This is a genomic window from Peptoclostridium sp., from assembly GCF_009881055.1.
Classification (GTDB): domain Bacteria; phylum Bacillota; class Clostridia; order Peptostreptococcales; family Peptostreptococcaceae; genus Peptoclostridium_A.
Map to the genome: position 1 here is coordinate 30,414 of NZ_WXFG01000017.1, position 19,042 is coordinate 49,455.

The 19,042-nt window shown below is 41.1% G+C and carries 32 protein-coding genes; 29 read left to right on the forward strand and 3 right to left on the reverse strand.

Annotated features, from left to right (window positions below):
- Position 1 precedes the first annotated feature (1 nt).
- From cls to groL, 3 genes are all read left to right on the forward strand, one after another.
- Positions 2–1,492: a cardiolipin synthase gene (cls, locus tag GT589_RS03555; RefSeq protein ID WP_293396126.1), complete on the forward strand. Its 1,491-nt coding sequence runs from the start codon at positions 2–4 to the stop codon at positions 1,490–1,492.
- A 227-nt stretch (positions 1,493–1,719) separates the two neighbouring features.
- Complete coding sequence (groES, locus tag GT589_RS03560) at positions 1,720–2,004, forward strand: co-chaperone GroES (RefSeq protein WP_293396129.1); 285 nt, start codon at positions 1,720–1,722, stop codon at positions 2,002–2,004.
- Between the two features lie 39 nt (positions 2,005–2,043).
- Positions 2,044–3,672 carry a chaperonin GroEL gene (gene groL / locus GT589_RS03565; RefSeq protein ID WP_293396132.1) on the forward strand — a complete coding sequence of 543 codons (1,629 nt, stop codon included), beginning with the start codon at positions 2,044–2,046 and terminating at the stop codon, positions 3,670–3,672.
- Positions 3,673–3,774: 102 nt separating this feature from the next.
- On the opposite strand, the gene GT589_RS03570 is transcribed toward groL, so the two are convergent.
- Both GT589_RS03570 and GT589_RS03575 read right to left on the reverse strand, forming a co-directional pair.
- Complete coding sequence (locus tag GT589_RS03570) at positions 3,775–4,914, reverse strand: site-specific integrase (protein ID WP_293396135.1); 1,140 nt, start codon at positions 4,912–4,914, stop codon at positions 3,775–3,777.
- Between the two features lie 179 nt (positions 4,915–5,093).
- Complete coding sequence (locus GT589_RS03575; RefSeq protein WP_293396138.1) at positions 5,094–6,170, reverse strand: Fic family protein; 1,077 nt, start codon at positions 6,168–6,170, stop codon at positions 5,094–5,096.
- Between the two features lie 478 nt (positions 6,171–6,648).
- On the opposite strand from GT589_RS03575, the gene GT589_RS03580 reads away from it, so the two are divergent.
- Complete coding sequence (locus tag GT589_RS03580; protein WP_293396141.1) at positions 6,649–6,777, forward strand: hypothetical protein; 129 nt, start codon at positions 6,649–6,651, stop codon at positions 6,775–6,777.
- Positions 6,778–6,782: 5 nt separating this feature from the next.
- Here the strand turns inward: GT589_RS03580 and GT589_RS03585 are convergent, their stop codons facing one another.
- On the reverse strand, positions 6,783–7,190 hold the full coding sequence (locus GT589_RS03585; protein ID WP_293396144.1) for a helix-turn-helix domain-containing protein: 408 nt from the start codon (positions 7,188–7,190) through the stop codon (positions 6,783–6,785).
- A 133-nt stretch (positions 7,191–7,323) separates the two neighbouring features.
- On the opposite strand from GT589_RS03585, the gene GT589_RS03590 reads away from it, so the two are divergent.
- The 25 genes from GT589_RS03590 (at position 7,324) to GT589_RS03710 (ending at position 19,040) form a co-directional block, all read left to right on the forward strand.
- Positions 7,324–7,548 (forward strand): helix-turn-helix transcriptional regulator, encoded by a 225-nt coding sequence (locus GT589_RS03590; RefSeq protein ID WP_293396147.1) that lies wholly within the window; start codon positions 7,324–7,326, stop codon positions 7,546–7,548.
- Between the two features lie 31 nt (positions 7,549–7,579).
- A complete protein-coding gene (locus GT589_RS03595; protein WP_293396150.1) occupies positions 7,580–8,260 on the forward strand; it encodes a Rha family transcriptional regulator in 681 nt (226 codons plus the stop codon).
- 253 nt (positions 8,261–8,513) lie between these two features.
- The gene (locus GT589_RS03600) at positions 8,514–9,314 is read left to right on the forward strand and encodes a phage antirepressor KilAC domain-containing protein (protein ID WP_293396153.1); all 801 of its coding nucleotides are present in this window, start codon (positions 8,514–8,516) and stop codon (positions 9,312–9,314) included.
- A 2-nt stretch (positions 9,315–9,316) separates the two neighbouring features.
- Complete coding sequence (locus GT589_RS03605; RefSeq protein ID WP_293396156.1) at positions 9,317–9,670, forward strand: hypothetical protein; 354 nt, start codon at positions 9,317–9,319, stop codon at positions 9,668–9,670.
- 13 nt (positions 9,671–9,683) lie between these two features.
- Positions 9,684–9,992 (forward strand): hypothetical protein, encoded by a 309-nt coding sequence (locus GT589_RS03610; protein ID WP_293396159.1) that lies wholly within the window; start codon positions 9,684–9,686, stop codon positions 9,990–9,992.
- A 10-nt stretch (positions 9,993–10,002) separates the two neighbouring features.
- Positions 10,003–10,347, forward strand: a complete 345-nt coding sequence (locus GT589_RS03615; protein WP_330582852.1) for a helix-turn-helix domain-containing protein — start codon at positions 10,003–10,005, stop codon at positions 10,345–10,347.
- A gap of 4 nt (positions 10,348–10,351) precedes the next feature.
- The gene (locus GT589_RS03620) at positions 10,352–10,501 is read left to right on the forward strand and encodes a sigma factor G inhibitor Gin (protein ID WP_293396161.1); all 150 of its coding nucleotides are present in this window, start codon (positions 10,352–10,354) and stop codon (positions 10,499–10,501) included.
- Between the two features lie 165 nt (positions 10,502–10,666).
- Positions 10,667–10,792 (forward strand): hypothetical protein, encoded by a 126-nt coding sequence (locus GT589_RS03625; protein WP_293396164.1) that lies wholly within the window; start codon positions 10,667–10,669, stop codon positions 10,790–10,792.
- Positions 10,792–11,721 (forward strand): YqaJ viral recombinase family nuclease, encoded by a 930-nt coding sequence (locus GT589_RS03630; RefSeq protein ID WP_293396167.1) that lies wholly within the window; start codon positions 10,792–10,794, stop codon positions 11,719–11,721. The genes GT589_RS03625 and GT589_RS03630 overlap by 1 nt, the downstream gene beginning before the upstream one ends.
- Positions 11,722–11,732: 11 nt before the next feature.
- Positions 11,733–12,587, forward strand: a complete 855-nt coding sequence (gene recT / locus GT589_RS03635; protein WP_293396170.1) for a recombination protein RecT — start codon at positions 11,733–11,735, stop codon at positions 12,585–12,587.
- Between the two features lie 40 nt (positions 12,588–12,627).
- Positions 12,628–12,768: a sigma factor G inhibitor Gin gene (locus GT589_RS03640; RefSeq protein ID WP_293396173.1), complete on the forward strand. Its 141-nt coding sequence runs from the start codon at positions 12,628–12,630 to the stop codon at positions 12,766–12,768.
- Positions 12,769–13,641, forward strand: a complete 873-nt coding sequence (locus GT589_RS03645; protein WP_293396176.1) for a DnaD domain-containing protein — start codon at positions 12,769–12,771, stop codon at positions 13,639–13,641.
- Positions 13,568–14,422, forward strand: a complete 855-nt coding sequence (locus tag GT589_RS03650; RefSeq protein ID WP_293396178.1) for an ATP-binding protein — start codon at positions 13,568–13,570, stop codon at positions 14,420–14,422. Before GT589_RS03645 ends, GT589_RS03650 begins: the two co-directional genes overlap by 74 nt.
- Before the next feature lie 12 nt (positions 14,423–14,434).
- Positions 14,435–14,890 carry a class I SAM-dependent methyltransferase gene (locus GT589_RS03655; RefSeq protein WP_293396181.1) on the forward strand — a complete coding sequence of 152 codons (456 nt, stop codon included), beginning with the start codon at positions 14,435–14,437 and terminating at the stop codon, positions 14,888–14,890.
- A gap of 15 nt (positions 14,891–14,905) precedes the next feature.
- Complete coding sequence (locus GT589_RS03660) at positions 14,906–15,385, forward strand: YopX family protein (RefSeq protein ID WP_293396184.1); 480 nt, start codon at positions 14,906–14,908, stop codon at positions 15,383–15,385.
- Positions 15,385–15,756, forward strand: a complete 372-nt coding sequence (locus tag GT589_RS03665; RefSeq protein ID WP_293396187.1) for a single-stranded DNA-binding protein — start codon at positions 15,385–15,387, stop codon at positions 15,754–15,756. The genes GT589_RS03660 and GT589_RS03665 overlap by 1 nt, the downstream gene beginning before the upstream one ends.
- Before the next feature lie 185 nt (positions 15,757–15,941).
- Entirely contained in the window at positions 15,942–16,232 is a 291-nt protein-coding gene (locus tag GT589_RS03670; RefSeq protein ID WP_293396190.1) for a hypothetical protein, read from the forward strand.
- 44 nt (positions 16,233–16,276) lie between these two features.
- Positions 16,277–16,864 carry a hypothetical protein gene (locus GT589_RS03675; protein WP_293396193.1) on the forward strand — a complete coding sequence of 196 codons (588 nt, stop codon included), beginning with the start codon at positions 16,277–16,279 and terminating at the stop codon, positions 16,862–16,864.
- Positions 16,865–16,911: 47 nt separating this feature from the next.
- Complete coding sequence (locus GT589_RS03680) at positions 16,912–17,181, forward strand: hypothetical protein (protein WP_293396196.1); 270 nt, start codon at positions 16,912–16,914, stop codon at positions 17,179–17,181.
- A gap of 55 nt (positions 17,182–17,236) precedes the next feature.
- Positions 17,237–17,380: a hypothetical protein gene (locus GT589_RS03685; protein ID WP_293396199.1), complete on the forward strand. Its 144-nt coding sequence runs from the start codon at positions 17,237–17,239 to the stop codon at positions 17,378–17,380.
- Positions 17,381–17,443: 63 nt separating this feature from the next.
- Entirely contained in the window at positions 17,444–17,620 is a 177-nt protein-coding gene (locus tag GT589_RS03690; RefSeq protein WP_293396202.1) for a hypothetical protein, read from the forward strand.
- Positions 17,621–17,660: 40 nt separating this feature from the next.
- Positions 17,661–17,843, forward strand: a complete 183-nt coding sequence (locus GT589_RS03695) for a hypothetical protein (protein WP_293396205.1) — start codon at positions 17,661–17,663, stop codon at positions 17,841–17,843.
- A 123-nt stretch (positions 17,844–17,966) separates the two neighbouring features.
- Entirely contained in the window at positions 17,967–18,416 is a 450-nt protein-coding gene (locus GT589_RS03700; protein WP_293396208.1) for a hypothetical protein, read from the forward strand.
- Positions 18,413–18,643 carry a hypothetical protein gene (locus GT589_RS03705; RefSeq protein WP_293396211.1) on the forward strand — a complete coding sequence of 77 codons (231 nt, stop codon included), beginning with the start codon at positions 18,413–18,415 and terminating at the stop codon, positions 18,641–18,643. Before GT589_RS03700 ends, GT589_RS03705 begins: the two co-directional genes overlap by 4 nt.
- Before the next feature lie 211 nt (positions 18,644–18,854).
- Positions 18,855–19,040, forward strand: coding sequence for a hypothetical protein (locus GT589_RS03710; protein WP_293396214.1), 186 nt, complete (start codon positions 18,855–18,857; stop codon positions 19,038–19,040).
- Positions 19,041–19,042: the final 2 nt, after the last annotated feature.

Below are 19,042 nucleotides of genomic sequence, written 5' to 3' on the forward strand. Positions count from 1 at the left end.
GATGGTGACCACGAGCGTTTTAGCATATTACATAATAGGTTTTTTCGTGCTGTCTGCTGCATTTGTGTCCATAGTGATATTTCTTGAAAACAGGGATCCTTCGAGAACTATAGCATGGCTGCTTGTGCTGCTTTTGTTTCCTGTGGTCGGATTCGTCATATATATCCTGTTTGGACAAAACATCAAAAAGAAGAAGATTTTCAAGACGCAGAAGCTTTTTTCTGAAATCAATGCCAACAAAATATTTGAAAGCATACAAAATTTTGAAAATCTGATTTCCATACAAAAGCAGGCAATAATGGAGGACCTTGTTTTCTACGATCCTGAGATAAACATAAAAAGAAGAATTATGAACCTGCTCTTGAACACGGGCAGATCTCCGTTCACTCTAAACAACAGCGTAAAAATACTAAACAGCGGAGAGGAAAAGTTCAGGGAGCTGTTTGAGGATATAAGAAATGCCAAGCGGCACATACATATGGAATACTACATAATAAAGGATTCCAAAATAGGCAGGTCCGTAAAGGAGCTGCTTATGGAGAAGGCCAAAGAAGGAGTCCAGGTGAGGGTGCTGTACGATGATGTCGGCTGCTGGAATCTCTGGTTCAAACGAGAATTTTTCAATGAAATGAGAGAATGTGGAATAAAGGTGGAGCCATTTTTGCCTGTGAAGCTGCCCTTCCTCAACAGGAGGCTCAACTACAGGAATCACAGGAAGATTGCGGTCATAGACGGCAAGATAGGATATGTAGGCGGCATAAACATAGGCGATGAATATCTGGGCATGGACGAAAAATTCGGTTTCTGGAGAGACACCCACATGAGGATAGAAGGAGAGGCTGTCTACATGCTTCAGCTCACGTTTCTTCTCGACTGGTATTTTTCCACAAAGGAAAAGCTTTTTTGCACATGCTATTTTCCGGCGATATCCTACTGCGGACATAACGTCATGCAGATAGTAGCCAGCGGACCTGATTCTGACTGGGAGGCGATACACCAGGCTTATTTCACTGCTATTTCGCAGGCCAAAAGGATGATATACATACAAACGCCGTACTTCATACCTGACGATTCGCTGCTTGTGGCCCTGAGGACTGCCGCGCTGAGCGGTGTGGACGTCAGGATAATGTTCCCAGGAAAGCCTGACCATAAAATAGTCTACCACGCTTCCCTGTCCTACTTCGAATCCATACTCAAATCAGGCGGAAAGGTGTTTTTGTATGACAAGAGGGGCTTCCTCCATTCCAAGGTCATGGTAGTGGACGATGACATAGCGTCCGTTGGAACTGCCAACATGGACCTTAGGAGCTTCATGATAAACTTCGAGATTAACGGGTTCATATACGACAAGGAAATAGTGGGCTCGTTAAAGCAGGATTTTCTTAATGACCAGCAAAGCTGCAAGGAGATTACGCTGGAGGAATATCAGAACAGACCAATGCTTCAAAAACTCAAGGGTTCGTATGCCAGACTTTTTTCTCCGATACTTTAAAAAAGAAGAAAAAACACTTAAAAATGAGTAAATAGCATAAATATGAATAAAAATGGCTATAAATGCTCTAAATCGACGTAAATCGCCTTTAAAGTCTATTGCCAATGAAAAATCTTTTTAATAGTATATTATATGTAGTTAGCACTCGGACTCATAGAGTGCTAAAATAAAAATACGTATTTCTGGCACATCTTAAATATAACAAATTTTCAAGGAGGGTTACATTAATGAAAATAAGACCACTTGCAGACAGAGTAGTAATCAAAAGACTTGAAGCAGAGGAAAAGACTAAAAGCGGAATAGTGCTTCCAGGAAGCGCCAAGGAGCAGCCACAAATGGCAGAGGTAGTTGAAGTAGGACCTGGCGGGGTAGTAGACGGCAAAGAGATCAAGATGGAGCTTGCAAAGGGAGACAGGGTTATATTCTCCAAGTATGCAGGCACTGAAGTAAAGATTGACGGCGAAGAATATACAATACTAAGACAAAGCGATATACTTGCAGTAGTTGAATAACAGACAGCATATCAATATAAACTATGGGAGGTTACAGGAATGGCTAAAGAAATCAAATTCGCTGAAAGCGCAAGAAAAGGACTAGAAGCTGGTGTTAACAAGCTTGCAGATACAGTTAAGGTAACTCTTGGACCAAAGGGAAGAAACGTAATACTAGACAAGAAATTCGGATCTCCGCTTATAACTAACGACGGAGTTACAATAGCCAAGGAGATAGAGTTCGCAGACGCCTATGAGAACATGGGAGCTCAGCTTGTAAAAGAGGTTGCTACTAAGACTAACGATGTTGCAGGAGATGGAACTACTACTGCTACAGTTCTGGCTCAGGCTATAATAAGAGAAGGACTTAAGAACGTAGCTGCAGGAGCTAATCCTATAATAATCAGAAAAGGAATCTCTAAGGCTGTAGACACTGTAGTAGATGAGATAAAGAAGGTTTCAAGATCTATACAAAACAAAGAAGAAATAGCGCAGGTTGCCGCAATATCTGCAGGCGACGAGGAAATAGGCGCCCTTATAGCTGACGCCATGGACAAGGTAGGCAAAGACGGCGTAATAACAGTTGAAGAGTCAAAGTCAATGATGACTGACCTTAAGGTTGTTGAAGGAATGCTATTTGACAGAGGATATCTGTCTCCTTACATGGTTACAGACGTAGAGAAAATGGAAGCTGTAATAAGCGATGCTTACATCCTTATAACTGACAAGAAGATTTCAAACATACAGGAAATACTTCCAGTGCTTGAGCAGATAGTGCAGCAAGGCAAGAGACTGCTTATAATTGCAGAGGACGTTGACGGAGAGGCTCTCGCGACTCTAGTTGTAAACAAACTAAGAGGAACATTCGAGGTTGTGGCTGTCAAGGCTCCGGGCTTTGGAGACAGAAGAAAGGCTATGCTTGAAGATATTGCTATACTTACAGGCGGAAAAGTTATATCAGAAGAAGTTGGACTTGAGCTTAAAGAGGCAACAATGGCTATGCTGGGAAGAGCCGAGACTGTTAAGGTTACAAAGGAAGAAACTACAATAGTAAACGGAGCGGGCGCTGAGTCTGACATACAAGAAAGAATAGCTCAGATAAAGAGACAAATAGAAACAACAACTTCTGATTTCGACAGAGAAAAGCTTCAGGAAAGACTTGCAAAGCTTGCTGGCGGAGTAGCTGTAATAGAGGTTGGAGCGGCTACGGAATCAGAGCTTAAGGAAAGAAAGCTGAGAATAGAAGATGCGCTCAACGCCACTAGAGCTGCAGTTGAAGAGGGAATAGTAGCAGGAGGAGGAACTGCTCTTGTAAGCGCTATACCTGCCCTAGACAAGCTTGTTGAAGAGACTGAGGGAGAGGTTCAAACTGGCGTTAAGATAATCAAAAAGGCCCTTGAAGAGCCGCTAAAGCAAATAGCAATAAACGCAGGTCTTGAGGGCGCCGTAATAGTAGAGAAGGTTAAGCATTCAGAGCCGGAAATAGGCTTTGATGCACTCAAGGAAAAATACGTGAACATGGTTGAGGCTGGTATAGTAGACCCAACTAAGGTTACAAGGTCAGCGCTTCAAAACGCAGCTTCAGTTGCTGCAGTATTCCTTACTACAGAAGCTGCCGTAGTAGACGTGAAGGAAGAAAACGAGCCTCCAATGCCAGGCGGAATGGGCGGCGGAATGCCGATGATGTAAGACAATCTGAATATCGATTGTTGCGAATGCTGGAATTTAGAGGTTTGACGAGTTAAAAAACTATTGATTTGCCACCATTTTGCCACCACGAGGTAGAAAAACCTATTTCGTGGTGGCAATTTTTCTTTGTAAAAGACTTTCGAATTGATTAACAGCTTGCTCTTCAATCTCTTTTGTAACGTGTGAATATGTGTCCATGGTTATGCTTATGTTTGAGTGACCCAGTCTTTCCTGGACTACCTTTGGATTAACTCCAGCCTGCAACAATAGAGTCGCATGCGTATGCCTGAGCATGTGGAAGTTCATATCAATGCCAGCTCTCTTTGCTATGTTGCTAAGCCGGCTAATTGTTTTAGTCGTCACAGGCTCGCCATTCTCTTTTGTGCTGACAAAGTCGGTATCGGTATAGTGTACACCGTACTTCAATTTATTCTCTTTCTGTCTGAGCTTTTGGTCCTTCAGTGCGCGTGCAAGTTCCCCGCCTATCTTAATGGTCCGGATAGAGCTCTTCGTCTTTGGGGGATAGAACTCCCACTTGTCATTTGTTGCCGTGAAGTCCAAGCGCTTTGTTATGCTGATAGTACTATTTATGAAGTCTATGTCTGTCCATTGCAAGGCTGCTATTTCGCCGGCTCTCATCCCTGTATGCAATGCAATCATTGTCGGAATGTAATGGTGAGAATTCGAGATCTTATCCAGCAATGTTTGAATCTGCTCGTCAGTCAATGTCTTGACTCTTTTTTCTTCCTCAACTGTCTTTTTGGGTTTTTTAACCTTAAGCATGGGATTGGTTTTGATAAATTCCCATTCATACGCCATGCTGAAAGCTATATTGAGCGTTGCGTAGATAAGGTTCATGTAGTTTCGAGAATAGTTTTTGGCTTTCTCAGAAACTATATTTTGCAGTATGGCTGGAGATATGTTGCCTATAAAGATATTTCCTATGGCGGGCAGAATGTGGTTTTTGATTATATGCTTACGAGCTCTTTGTGAGTTTTCGCGCATATTAACCTCGATATAGTTTGTCGTGAAATAATCCATGTATTCAGCCACGGAAATTTTCTTAGGCTCTATTACTTGGCCGGTCGCATTAAGTTCCTGCAGGGCCCTATTGAGAGCCTCCTGGGCCTCCTTCTTAGTTCTGAAGCCAGACTTTTCTTTCTTGACCCATCTGCCGTTTACTTTGCCCACCCTGAAGTAATACGACCATTTTTCGCCTCGTTTCCTTACGGATCCTTGCATATTATCACATCCTTTTTTAATGTTACAGCTTCAAAGGCTTGTGATATAATAGATTCACAAGATAATTCACAAGCCAGTTTAAGCTGGATAAGGAGCCCACCCCCATGGACTCCTTTTTTATTATACAGCAAAAAGAACACACGTTCATGGATTTGGTCAAAAGAAAAGAGCCGAAGCTCTTATCTGAGAATGTCTATTAAATCATAGAATCTATACATGGTATTCCTTTTTTTGTCGTCTCCGTAAATCTTGCCGCTTGTCAAAAGCTTGGCCACATAACTCCTAGCCGTGTTGTAGCTAACGCCTATTTCAGATTCAAGGTCTTTTACCGTAAAGAATGGCTTTTTAAAAATTGCCAGCACTGCCGAATCGTTTATTTTGTTGGATTTTGCAAAATTCATAAGCTCGTCATAGAGGGCTTCTATAGCAACCAACTTGCCTATGTATTTGTCAGCTTGGTTGACTGATGAATTGATGAAGAATACTAGCCATTCTTTCCACTTGGGCTCTTTGCCTCTAATGCTGTTTAGCAATGCATAGTATTTGAATTTGTTTTTCTCAAGCTCTTCGCTAACGAAAAATGTCGGGCTGTAGAGTATGCCCTTGTGAAGGAGATAAAGCATTATGAGTATTCGCCCAACTCGACCATTTCCATCTAAAAAAGGATGTATGGTTTCAAATTGGGCATGGATTATGGCAGCTCTTGCAATAGGGCCGAAATCATCTTCGAATTCATCATTTGCATATCTTTCGAGATTGCTCATAAGTTCACCGACCATTTGCGGCTCTGGCGGAATATATGAAGCATCTTCTATTTTGGTTGTAGGGCCTATGAAGTTTTGAATTCTCCTATATTCTCCTGGGCTTCTATGCTGTCCTCTGGCGTCTTCCATTATTATTTCATGAAGTCTTAAAAACATCCTCGTACTAATAGGGATGCTTTTCAAAAGGCGCACACCTTCTTGAAGGGCGTGCAGATAATTCAAAACTTCTTGTATATCCTTATCTTTTTTGCCGGTTGCTTGGGCTTCCATTACATCGCTGAATGTCGCCTGAGTGCCTTCGATTCTTGATGATTGAATTGATTCGTCCAGAGAGAAGAACATGAGGACTTCTTCCTTGATGACAGAGCGCTCAAGAAGCGAGTTGAAGCGTTCTATTTTGGCTCGGGCATTGGCTTCAAGCTTGTATATTTCTATGATGTCCGCATCATTCAATTTTACAGGAAGCATTTCTGGCATGAAAGGTTTTTTCATATTACCACCCCTTTTGAAATAATTATACATTAAACGGTGCGTTATCTCAATTTATTTATTTTTTTGAAATATGATTTTCTGTATTGATACCGCATGTTTGTTGTTTTTAAACAAAGAAAAAGAGCCTTTCGGCTCTGTGAAAAACGCATCGACTTTTAGTATTGATTTCCATGTGCAATAGAGGTACAATAAAACAAACAGGTGTTCGATTGATTATAAATAAAATTTATGGCATTATAAAATAATTCTATAGTAAAACTTAAATATCATCACAAAATACAATAAAACACGATAAGCCCCCGTAAGATACTGTGGGACAAAAAGCGGATTAATCTAAAATAAAGAACAAAGCCATCGGAATGTTTGAAAACGCTAAGTTTTACATAAAAATTGATTTTAAATTGCCACCACGGCGCGTTTCTGCATGGTTTTTTAAAAACTGATATAATAGGGGATATAAAATACTGGGAGGGGACTTATGAACGAAGAAAAAGACAAGCTCGAAAGCGAGAAACCAGGCGTAAGCATATCGCAATACATAAAAAAATGTACGATTAATGGCGATACATACGAAAATGAAGAATATAGAAAAGAGCAGGGTAAGTAAAAAACTTATTCCTGCTCTTTCTTTTTGGCTATTTTCATAAGCTCTATGAACTTTTTCATTTCTTCAACTGATATATCGCTTAATTCTAATTCCTTTGCAATTTCGATATATTCAAGTCCCAAGTCTTTAAACTTATCTGGTATCTGGTCTTTTTCATATATCTTAATTTCTTCATCATCTGTTCTTCCCAGTAAGTAATCCACAGTTACATCGAAGTAGTCGGCGATTTTGTTTAAAATTTCAAAATCAGGAGTCCTTTTATTTGTTTCATACATTCCGATAGCTCCTGCTGATACGCCGAGTATTTTTGCTAAGTCTTTCTGATATATTTGCCTTCTCTCTCTTAACCGTCTCAGTCTATCTCCAAACAAATCAATCCCACCAATCGTTGTTTTTACCTGTAATTGTAACATATCGTTAGCTCCTTTGAAATATAACTCAACAAAAAGTTAAAAAGTTTCAACAAATAGATTGACAATTAACAAAACGTTAGATATACTATCCTTAGAAACAACGTAACGTTAATTGAAAGGGTGGTGATAAAAAGTGGTTAACTTAAAAATTGCAAGAATTAAAAAAGGATACAGCCAGCAAGAATTCTCTGAAATGCTTGGAATCCACAAGAATTACTATTCCATGATTGAAACTGGATCCAGAAACCCAGGCTTCAAGCTTGCGAAGAAGATTGCGGACATTCTTGAAGTCACAGTCGATGAAATTTTTTTTGACGACTCAAACAACGAAACGTTAAGCGAAACTAACTCATATTGAATTTATACCCAAATTTAAGAGGAGAGAGCATATGAACAATCTAATTAATTTTCAAAGTCAACAAGAGCAACTAGTGTTGGACAGCAGGGAAGTGGCGGGAATGATTGATAAAAATCACGCGCATTTATTAAGGGATATCAAGTGCTATATAGAGCACATATCAACCAATCCAAAATTGGATTCGTTAGAATTTTTCAAGCCTTCCGACTACGTAGACAGTAAGGGTGAAAAGAGACCTCGTTATGAAATAACAAGGAAGGGCTGCGAGCTTGTTGGGAATAAACTCACGGGTGAAAAAGGGACAATATTCACAGCAAAATATATCAACAAATTTCACAGCATGGAAAAGGCAATGGCCGGCATATACCACATATCAGAAACGGCAATAGTCAACAACATAATGGGCAGTCTTGAAAGCAAGCTTTTCAGCCAGATAGACAAGCGATTCAGCATGTACGAGGAGAACTACAGGCCGACACACGCCAACAAGATAGATATTAACAGGTATATCAAGAATATGTTGGGCGAAGATAGAGAAGACGATGAGGTTGAAAAAGTGAAGGAAAGAGTACTGCTTCTTCTGGATGGCGAGAGCTGGCAAGATATCCCGTACAAAAAGATTATTGATAACCTACATCTTGTGGACGAAAGCGTTAGGTCGATTATGAGGTTCAGAGTTAAAAGGCAGCTAAGCTTGTTTGACCAAAACTAATATCCAAAGGAGGGAAGCGGATGCAATATTACGGATTTCAATTCGGAGTCGAAAAGCAAGGCCATGACATAATCATTGAATGCGGTTGTGGGCACATATTCAATCTTAGTAGAACAAATTATAACAGCAAAGCACCTAATCTAAGGCGATGCCCTGAATGTGACTGTTTATGGCATTTAGATAACGAGCGAGTGATACACCCAAAAACAAATGTTACGGTCGCAATAAAAGACATTAAATAGGGAGGAGAATGATGAACAATCTAACAATTATCAACAACAGAGAGAACATACCAATGATGAACGAGCTAATCGGCATCCAAACAAATGAAAGCCAAGAAGTAATTGTAAATGGCAGAGAACTTCATGAATTTTTAGAAATCAAAGAAAAATATACCGAGTGGTTCAGTCGCATGGTCGAGTATGGATTTATTGAAAATCAAGACTTTGCATTGGTTTCCGAAAAAAGAGAAACCAATAATCCTAAAAATCCATGGACTACAATTCAGAACCACGCGCTAAAACTAGACATGGCAAAAGAGCTTTCGATGATACAGAGAACTGAAAAAGGCAAACAGGCTAGACAATACTTCATCCAGATAGAGAAAGACTTTAATAGTCCAGAAAAGATAATGGCCAGAGCTTTGCAGTATGCCAACAGACAACTGGAAACTTTATCTTTTACAGTGAGGGCTCAGGAGCAACTAATAGGAGAGTTGAAGCCAAAAGCAGATTACGTTGACAGAATACTAAACAACAAAGGGCTTGTAACTATTACACAAATAGCAAAAGACTACGGCATGAGCGGAACCGCCATGAATAAACTTTTGCACCACTTGGGAATACAGTACAAGCAAGGAGAACAATGGCTGCTATACGCGAAACACCATAGCAAAGGCTATACGCACTCTGAAACAGTCGACATCATGCGTAAAAATGGAACGCCTGATGTAACCATGAATACTAAATGGACTCAAAAAGGCAGATTATTCTTGTATGAATTGTTAAAAGCCAATGGGCATGTTCCGGAAATAGAAAAAATAGGGAGGAATTAATAATGGACACAATTAAAAGGCAAGATGCAGCGGCAATAATCATGAATAGATTTATAAAATTGACACTGGATATGTCAATAGGCGAGAACAGCATAGCGGAAATATTGGCAAGAACTCAATCGGATATACTTACAGATTTATTGTTGTATATGCCAAGTGAAAAAGTCTTGAGTGAATTTGATGAAGCAAGAGACATATGGCACATAGTTGATGGAATTGTTGAATCAGTGGAAAGCTGCAACACGGAAGATGGAGAGGATTTGCTAACAATCGCCATTAGAAAGGATGATCAGAGCTACACGATAGCATTCAAGGATGGAGAATGGCTCAGCAACCATATAAGCGAAGAAAACTAAGGAGGAATTAACAATGATACAAGAAATTAATTTCGGCATAAGCGCAATAGATTTTTCAGAGAAGTTCGAGATTGGGCTTCAACAAACATTGAACTTGTTCAAGGATGCAAAACTTAAGTATGAAACGCTAGATTCGCCTGGAGACATTCTGATTATGCCGTCTGACTACACAGCTTTCTTCATCACACTGGAAAACATATTAACACAAGTCGACGATTTAGCAATGGAGGACATATATCTCGAGCGTGAGGCCATGACTGTGAGTGAATATTGGAAAACAATGCTTTCGGTTGAGTGGAAGCCAGTGCTCACTACTAGATAAGGAGGCTCGCATGTCAAAAAAAATAGAAATCCCAATAGTCCCATTTCCGTTTGACTTTTCGGGGCTGGATGAGGCACTAGAGAAAATGGAGCAACTCAGCAGGATGTCCAAGGAAGTCCAGCCTTTTAGGCCTCCCGCTGAGGACCACCTTTACACGGTAGCTGAGGTGGCAGCTATATTCAAGACGAATGCTAATGCTGTCTATAAGTTGATAGACAAGGGGCTTTTAGCCTGCTTGAAGCTAGGCAGCTTAAAAATACGAAAAAAAGAAGTGGAAGGATTCCTTGAAAGAATGGAAGGCATGGACCTAACAGACTTGGAGAACATTAAATCAATTGAAACCCATAGGAGGTAGAGTCATGGACGAATGTATATTCTGCAAGAATGAAGGGAGAAGCATTAAAGGGATGTACTACATGGGGCAATGGATATGTCCGGAATGCATGAAGAAAATCGAGAAAAGGCTTGTCGAGGAATGTGGAGAAGAGGAGGTGAAGTCATGTGGGTAAAAGCAAGAGAAGTCTTAGGCTTTTTGATGCTAACGGGAGCGATGTTCGCAATCATGTGGTGCTTTCTCTTAGCGGTATAAGAAAAGCCCCTCAGCCTGGCAGGGCATAGAAGGGGCGCATACAAATAAAATCAATTAAAGTATACCACATTTTGGAGGTGTAGTCATGATGCTAGATTGGCATGACAAATGGGTTTTCGAGGACGCAGTATTCCCTAAGAGAGAAATGACAGAAGAGGATATTTTCGAATGCTGTAGCGATGAAATAGAAACCGACGAGGAGGACGAATAATGAGCGCTCAGGTACTTATGAAGACGCTGGACCTGTCACACGAGGACTGGCTAAAGACTAGAAAACTAGGAATTGGCGGCTCGGAAGCAGCAGCGATAGCAGGTCTGAATCCGTGGAGCAGTCCACTGCGGATATACATGGACAAGGTGTCAGATGAAGTCGAAGGCATCCCGGACAACGAAAGGATGAGGATAGGCAGGGACCTTGAAGATTACGTGGCTAAGAGGTTTGCAGATGAGACAGGCAAGAAGGTCAGAAGGCTCAACAGCATGCTTCAGCACAAGGAGCACACTTTCATGCTGGCCAATCTCGACAGGGTTGTCGTGGGCGAAAATGCCTTCCTGGAATGCAAGACTACAAACTCTTATGCCAAGAAGGAATGGGAAGAAGGCATTCCGCTTCACTATGAGTTGCAGTGTTTACACTACATGGCAGTGGGCGGATATGACTGCTGCTACATAGCTGCCTTGATAGGCAACGAAAAATTCATCTGGAAGAGGATAGAGCGGGATGAGGAGACAATCCAGAACCTCATTCAAATTGAGCATAACTTCTGGCACAACAACGTGCTCAAGCAGGTTCCGCCAGAGCCAGACGGGAGCAACGAGTATTCGGAGATACTCAAGAAGAAATACGCATACTCGGAAGACAGCCAGATAGAGCTAGACGGTTCATTCGTTGAAAAAGTTGAAAGGATTGACGTACTCAAGGACCTGATCAAGGACATGGATACCGAAAAGACACAACTTGAGCAGCAGATCCAAGCGCAAATGGAGTTCAACGAAAGGGCTCTTGTAGGTGAAAGGTTAATAACTTGGAAGACATGCACATCAAACAGATTCGACAGCAGCTCATTCAAGAAGGACTATCCAGAGCTGTATGAACAATATATCAACCAAAGCTCTTACAGACGCTTTGTAATTAAATAGGAGGGATTGATATGGCAAGTGTAAACGCGAAAAACGCACTATCTCAAAAGGCAACAAGCAATCAGGTTCAAAAATCGGACGGTAACAAAGGCATGAAGCAGATGCTGGCTAAGATGGCATCTGAAATCAAAGCAGCGCTTCCAGAAATGATGAGCTCGGAAAGGTTTCAGAGAGTAGCCCTGACGGCGTTCAACAGCAACCCCAAGCTACAGCAGTGTGACCCGGTATCTTTCATAGCTGCAATGATGGAGAGTGCTCAGCTCGGTCTTGAACCGAATACGCCGCTTGGACAGGCTTATCTGATACCTTACGGTAACAAGGTCCAGTTCCAGGTAGGTTATAAGGGCCTTCTTGACCTTGCGCAAAGGAGCAACAAAATTAAGACGATATATGCCCACGCAGTGATGAAAAACGATGAATTTGATATAGACTATGGCCTTGAGCAGAAACTCATCCACAAACCACTCCTGAGCGGCGACAGGGGTGATGTAATAGGATATTATGCCGTCTATCATCTGACTAACGGGGGTTATAGCTTTTACTTCATGACAAAGGACGAGGTGACAGCTCATGCCAGGAAGTTTTCTAAAACATTCGGCAGCGGACCATGGCAGACAGATTTTGACTCTATGGCTAAGAAGACAGTAATCAAGCAGCTGCTCAAGTATGCGCCACTTTCGATAGAGATGCAAAGGGCAGTATCTTCCGATGAGGGCGTCAAGTCGAAGATATCAGACGATATGAGCATGATTGAAAATGATATAGATTCAATCTCAGCCGACTATACAGTGATAGATGCGGAAACAGGAGAGGTTACACAAGCCGAGGAAGTGAATTTCGAAGGCACACCATTCGAAGAAAAATAACCAGGGGCGGCTTGACCGCCCTCTACATAGGGGGATAGCTATGGAAGATAAATGCAGGTTTTGCGAGAGTGAGCACAAGGACATAGATGGCATGTACTTTTTCGGGCATTGGATATGCCGGCACTGCCTGGAGAAGATCCAGAAAAGGCTTGAAGAAAGCCAATATAAAGTAGGTGATTAGATGGCCAGATATAGACAAGTCCATACAAGCTTTTGGCAGGATGGTTTTGTATTAGAGCTCACTCCAGAAGAAAAGTATTTCTATCTATACTTAATGACTAATTCCAAGACGAACCAGTGCGGAATATACGAGCTCCCGAAACGGATCATAGAGACGGAAACAGGATACAACAGAGAAACAGTAGATAAGTTGCTCCAAAGATTCATTGGTTATGGAAAAATTAGGTATTGCGAAGATACCAGAGAAATAATTCTGCTTAATTGGAATAAGTATAACTTTATTAATTCTAAAAAAGTAATTGCATGCATGGAAAAGGAACTCAAAGGTATTAAAAACAGTGAATTCCTAAGGCTTTTTCAGGATGGATTAATCGAAGCTGGATACCCAGTTGATACCGTATCTATACCGTATGCATACCCTATGGATAGACTAGGCATAGACTCGGGGGAAGAAAGAGAAGAAGAAAGAGAAGAAGAAGAGAATAAGAATAAGAAAGAGAAGAAGAAAGAGAAAGAAGATTTATCTTCTTCCGCTGCTCTTTATGATAAAGACTTCAAGAAAATTGTTCAAGCATTCGATCAGAATATACATCCAATCACGCCTATGGAAGGTGAAAAGCTTTCTAACTGGATGAATGATATGGAAACAGACGTGATTATAGCAGCTATCGGAGAAGCAGTGACATATAACAAGCGCTCATATGGATATATCAATGCAATATTAAACAACTGGCACAAGAGCAACATAACCACTATGGATGGCCTCAATGCCTACCTGAGGGATAGGAGGGACAAGCAGAATGGAAACGATAACTCAAACACTTTCGAAAATGATCAATACGCAGACGTCAAATCAATCAAGTTTGGAAGTTGATTATTGCCCTGAGTGCGGAGAAAAAACATCCACGATTGTCGAATTCATGGGTGCCAAGAAAAAAGTTCCATGCATGTGCAAATGTAAGCGTGAGGAGTATGAAAAGCAAAGAGAGTTGGACATGAAAGTTGAGCAGCAAAGGAAACTAGACAGGCTAAAAGAATATAGCCTTATGGATAAAAGCTTCATGCAATACACTTTCGGAAATTTCAAGACGGATAAATACAACAAAGACCTGTATAAGCTTGCGGTGGAATACTGCAACGAATGGACAAGGATGAAAAAAGAGAATACAGGAATGATACTCATGGGGCCTCCGGGAGCAGGCAAGTCATATCTGAGCTTTTGCATAGCGAATGAGTTGCTCAATAAATTTGTCCCAGTCATAGCAATATCAACCATAGGCATAATCAACAAAATATACTCATCGTATAACAGCTATGGCGAGGAAGGCGAAGCCCATATAATCAACTCACTTAAAAATGCAGACCTCCTAGTACTGGATGATCTGGGAGCGGAGCACACATCTGCAAGAGGCAAGGAAAAACAAATAATCTACTCGATTATAGACAGCAGAGTCAGACAAGGGAAGCCCATTATAATAACAACGAACCTAAACAAGCAGCAGCTAAGGGAAAAGTTGATTTCCGAGGACAGAATAGACCGCAGCTTTGATAGGTTAACGGCAGTAGCTCCCATATTAGAAATCGAAGGCCCTTCGAGAAGGAAGGAAGAGGGCAACAGAAGATTTGATTCCTTGATGGGCTTGTTGAAGAAATAGGAGGCATGCTTTGTGACTAAGAAAATATTAGATGTTTGCTGTGGTAGCAGAATGTTTTGGTTCGACAAAAACCACAAAGATGCAGTATACATGGATATCAGAGAAATCGAGGATACCCTATGCGATGGCAGAAAACTCGTTATAAAGCCTGACGTAATCGGAGATTTTAGGAATATTCCATACGGCGACAATTTGTTCAGACTGGTGGTATTTGACCCACCGCACTTAGTTAGAGCAGGAAAAGCATCTTGGCTGAGAAAAAAATACGGAGTTCTGGAAGAATCGTGGCCAATCGATTTGAAGCAAGGATTCAGTGAATGCATGAGGGTTTTAGCTCCAGACGGTGTGCTGATTTTCAAATGGAATGAGGACCAGATTAGACTCAAGCAAATACTTGACTTAATAGACTTCAAACCTTTGTTTGGGAATCAAAGAGGAAAGACGCATTGGCTTGTATTTATGAAGTGATAGGAGGCGATAAGCGTGAGAGAAATCAAGTTTAGAGCGTGGGACCATAAGTACAAATACATGAACTATAAGGTCTGTGTTGCAATGTGGGGAGAATGGACAGACGTAGCAGGCGATGAAAACTATACCGCATGTAGCGTGTGGATAAAACCCGAGGATGTGGATTATGACTGTCAGCCGCATTGGGCGCATTTTGAGCCATACTCCAAATGCGTGGATATAATGCAATACACCGGTCTCAAAGACCATGCAAAACGTGATATTTACGAGGGCGATATTCTGCTATGGCAAGGAAAAGACCAGCAAAGCGGAGAGTATTTATCTGACAAATATGAGGTTGTATTCAAAGACGGGGCGTTCATGGCGAGGAATTATAGGGGTTATCACCCGAAATTTGAGCCGTTGGCTGAGACTCTCAGAATACGCTATGAATCCGACATAGTGACTATCATAGGCAACATACATCAGGACGCAGAACTTTTGGAGGTGGAATAATGAATAGTGTGGTAATTATCGGAAGACTTTGCAAGGATCCTGACCTTAAATATCCACCAGGGATTGAAAAAGCAGTGGCGACATTTACGGTTGCCGTGAATAGAACGTTTAAGAACAAGGAAGGTAATTACGAGGCGGACTTCATACCTGTGCAGGTTTGGGGGAAAGCAGCTGAGAATTGTGCAAACTATCTTCAAAAGGGCAGACAGGTCGGAGTCAGCGGAAGACTTCAGGTAAGAAGCTACGAGGCTCAAGATGGGACGAAACGCTGGGCGACTGAAGTTGTTGCAGATAGGGTTGAGTTCCTGGAATATGCGAAGAGCGACGGTGGACAGAGCGAGCCAGCAGGGTTAAGTGCAGAAGGATTCTAGGCACTGGACGACTCGATGGATGACATTCCTTTTTGATTAGGAGGCAGACATGGGATATACACACGGAACAAGATGGGATAATCAGAAGATAGAATCTGAAATAAAAAAAGTAATGAGGTGTCTCGGCATAGATAGGATGCCGAGTAGAAGCGAAATAGAGCAAGTCACGGGAAATAATTCTCTGCTTGTACGTCAACAACGCCATCAAGGTAGACATAAAAGCAGCTAAGCCATATACGAATTCGAAAACAGGGACTTTCCACACATTCAATCTCGACAAGAAAGAGCACGCTTGCGACATATTCATGATGTTTGCAATAGAGCATGATGAAAGCATCGGTAGAATATTGATAATACCAAGCAAAGAATTAAAGGTTAAGCAATTGTCCATTGGAGCCAAAAGCCAATACAACAAGTACGTGAATAGATGGGATTATTTTGATAAATATGCGAATTTTATGAACGGTATAAATTAACGTTAGAGCTTAGCAAAACATCATATATCAAGGAGGGCGTTGATGTGGCAAAAAAGATACCTGAGGAGATAGATTCATACATTAAGGCGAACTACGCTGACACTCGAAACAGCGTGCTCATGGAAAGGCCGGGAGTGACGCTGCATAGATTGCAACTGGTACAGAAAAAATATGGGCTAAAAAAGAATCCTGACGCTATAGAGCCGAGAAAGAAAAACAGAGGCTTCGGCATGAAAATGAAGGTAAAGGAATATATAAAAGAACACTGGGGAAGCAAAACACTCAAGGAGATAGCAGACGCAAACAGGCTATCTCAGAGCACAATCAAGATATACGCCGAGGAGCTAGAGTTGTATAAGCCGCAAAGAGCATCAGACAGAGGCCCGAAAGTGAACATACCTCAGCGCAAACAGTTTGAGCCAGGTAGGAAATACATCATCAAGCAACCATACATCATGGGAGGCAGTGGTGACAAGGAAAGACGTGGGGACGGCAGGTGCAAGAACATGATTGGCATATACACGTACTTATACGATACGGAGCACCTGCATTTCTTCAGAGATAAGCTTGGAAGGCTTGAGAGTTTCCAGTGGAAAAGAATAGGCATTGATGTGCAGATCAAGGAGGTGTAGGTGCGCAATCTGAATAAATGGCCAATAAGAAAAAAGGAGTGGTCTGTATGATGATAGACAGTGAAGTCTTGAAGAAAAAACTCAACGATAAATCTATTGTTGATTGGATAGACGATGACAACAGCCCTATTAATTACAAACAAGGTTATCTAAGCGGCATCATAAAGGCTCTATCAGTAGTAGGCGAAGTCGAGTATTTCACAAAGAATGGACATGATAGGCCGCCGATAGATTTTGAGCTTGACGATGAAGCGGCAGAAAGTCTAAGGGTAGTTATGAAGACAGTAAATGACAAACTCAAAGAACTTGAATTATAAAGTCATTCTGAAAAAGACATCGTGAATGGCTGTATAGGGCTTATGGATAGCGTGCATGGGCACGGTGCCGGAAATAGCCAAGGAACTGGGCATCAAGGAAACGAGTCTCAGGTTCTATTCGTCACCGGTATATATGAAACGCATCAGCGCTGCTAAAAATCCAAGGGTGCTGGTGTGCTTGGATGATGAGGAGGAATAGCAGACTTATAATCGTGTGATGCGCAATCTGAATATATTATGCACCAATTTAGGAGGTGGAAAAATGGACACAAGAGAGTATAGAGAAGTTTTGTACACAATAGAAGTTGATTGGAAAGGTGAAAGAGTATGGCTTAATAATCATGTTTCTAAAGAAAAATTGGTGCTAACAGAAAAAGACTCTGAATACATTTATGATTGCTTTCAAGACTTGAAAGCAAAAAGAATGGGGTTATACTAATTCACATTACAAGCAAATAGCGCAATAGGAGGCGCAGGGCATGAACAACCTAAAAGATATAGAGAGAGCCATACAATATCATAAGCAGCAGCTAGGATTTGAGCGAGGTAGAGATTGCCATAGGCTGGCTAAATATTACGAACTGGCGATGTGCGAGGATTATACAAAACGATATACAAGTAAAAAATACAGCACAATCCAATCAAATGATGCAGTATGCTGATTGGCTATACAATTTGTTCTCGTGTCGCCATAGTGCTTGGAATTTGCTTTTGCAGGCTCTTTTTTTAAACATTCAGAGGTGACTGACAAGGGAAAACCAAAGTAAAATTGGGAGGGATTGACAATGGAAAAGAAAACTAAAACAATCATTAAGGATGTGTTCATAGCTAATGATGGTACGGAATTCTACAACGAAGATGACTGCCTTTGCTATGAGGAAGAGAAAAAACAAGAAAACTTGGAAAGAGAGATAGAAGAGAGATTGGGGATTAAAACTCAAGCAAATTTCCCAGCCATGCTTAATAATAGGTACAAGCATGAGTACAAGCTTTTCTTAATTAGAAACGAAAAAGATTTAGACTTTTTTGTGAAAACATACGAATATTGGTTTACGCAACTGGAAAACTATCATCAAGTAGATAAGGAAACATTTGTTTACCCAGATGTGCTTTGCATATTAGACTTTCCAACAGGTGGAGAGGAACATAGGCTATACAGGATGTCTCAGCTATGCAATCAATTTAATGCCTTTATAGACGAGGTTTCATCAGTTGTGAATGAGAAGATGGAATGATATTATTTGTTTGCCATTTACAAACAACTTCAAGAGGGCATGGCAAGCGCCAGCAAACGGAAGAAACGGACATGTGCGCAGCCTTATGTGTGTTCTGTCACATAAATGTCCACAATAACAGAAAATACGACCTAGAGCTTAAAAGATTAGCACAGGACAGATACAGGGAGAAAGGATATTCAGACGATGAAATTAGGAAACTTGTCGGAGGAAAGCTGTACGATTAGGGGGGATAGCATGATCGAGTTTCATCTAGACCAAATAATAACTTCAAAGCACGGACTCAATAAGATTTATGCCGGGTGCCACTGGACCCAGCTGGGAGATTTAACATGACTAAATCGGAGTTTGTTAACAATGAATGGACCCTAGAAGAAATATTGAGGGAGTTGAAATAATTCACAATACAAGCAAATTGCGAAATAGGAGGATAAATAAATGAAAAGCGAATGGAAAGTATCATCTAATTTTATCAATGACAAAAAAATATACTGTGCATATAGAAATATAGATACGGCAGAAATTGATCACTCTGGGAATCGTGAATATCATGGGGAATGGACTGATAATCGTGATGAAGTCAGATTGAGAGTGGAAAAGCTGAATTTGGAAAGCGAAAAATAGTG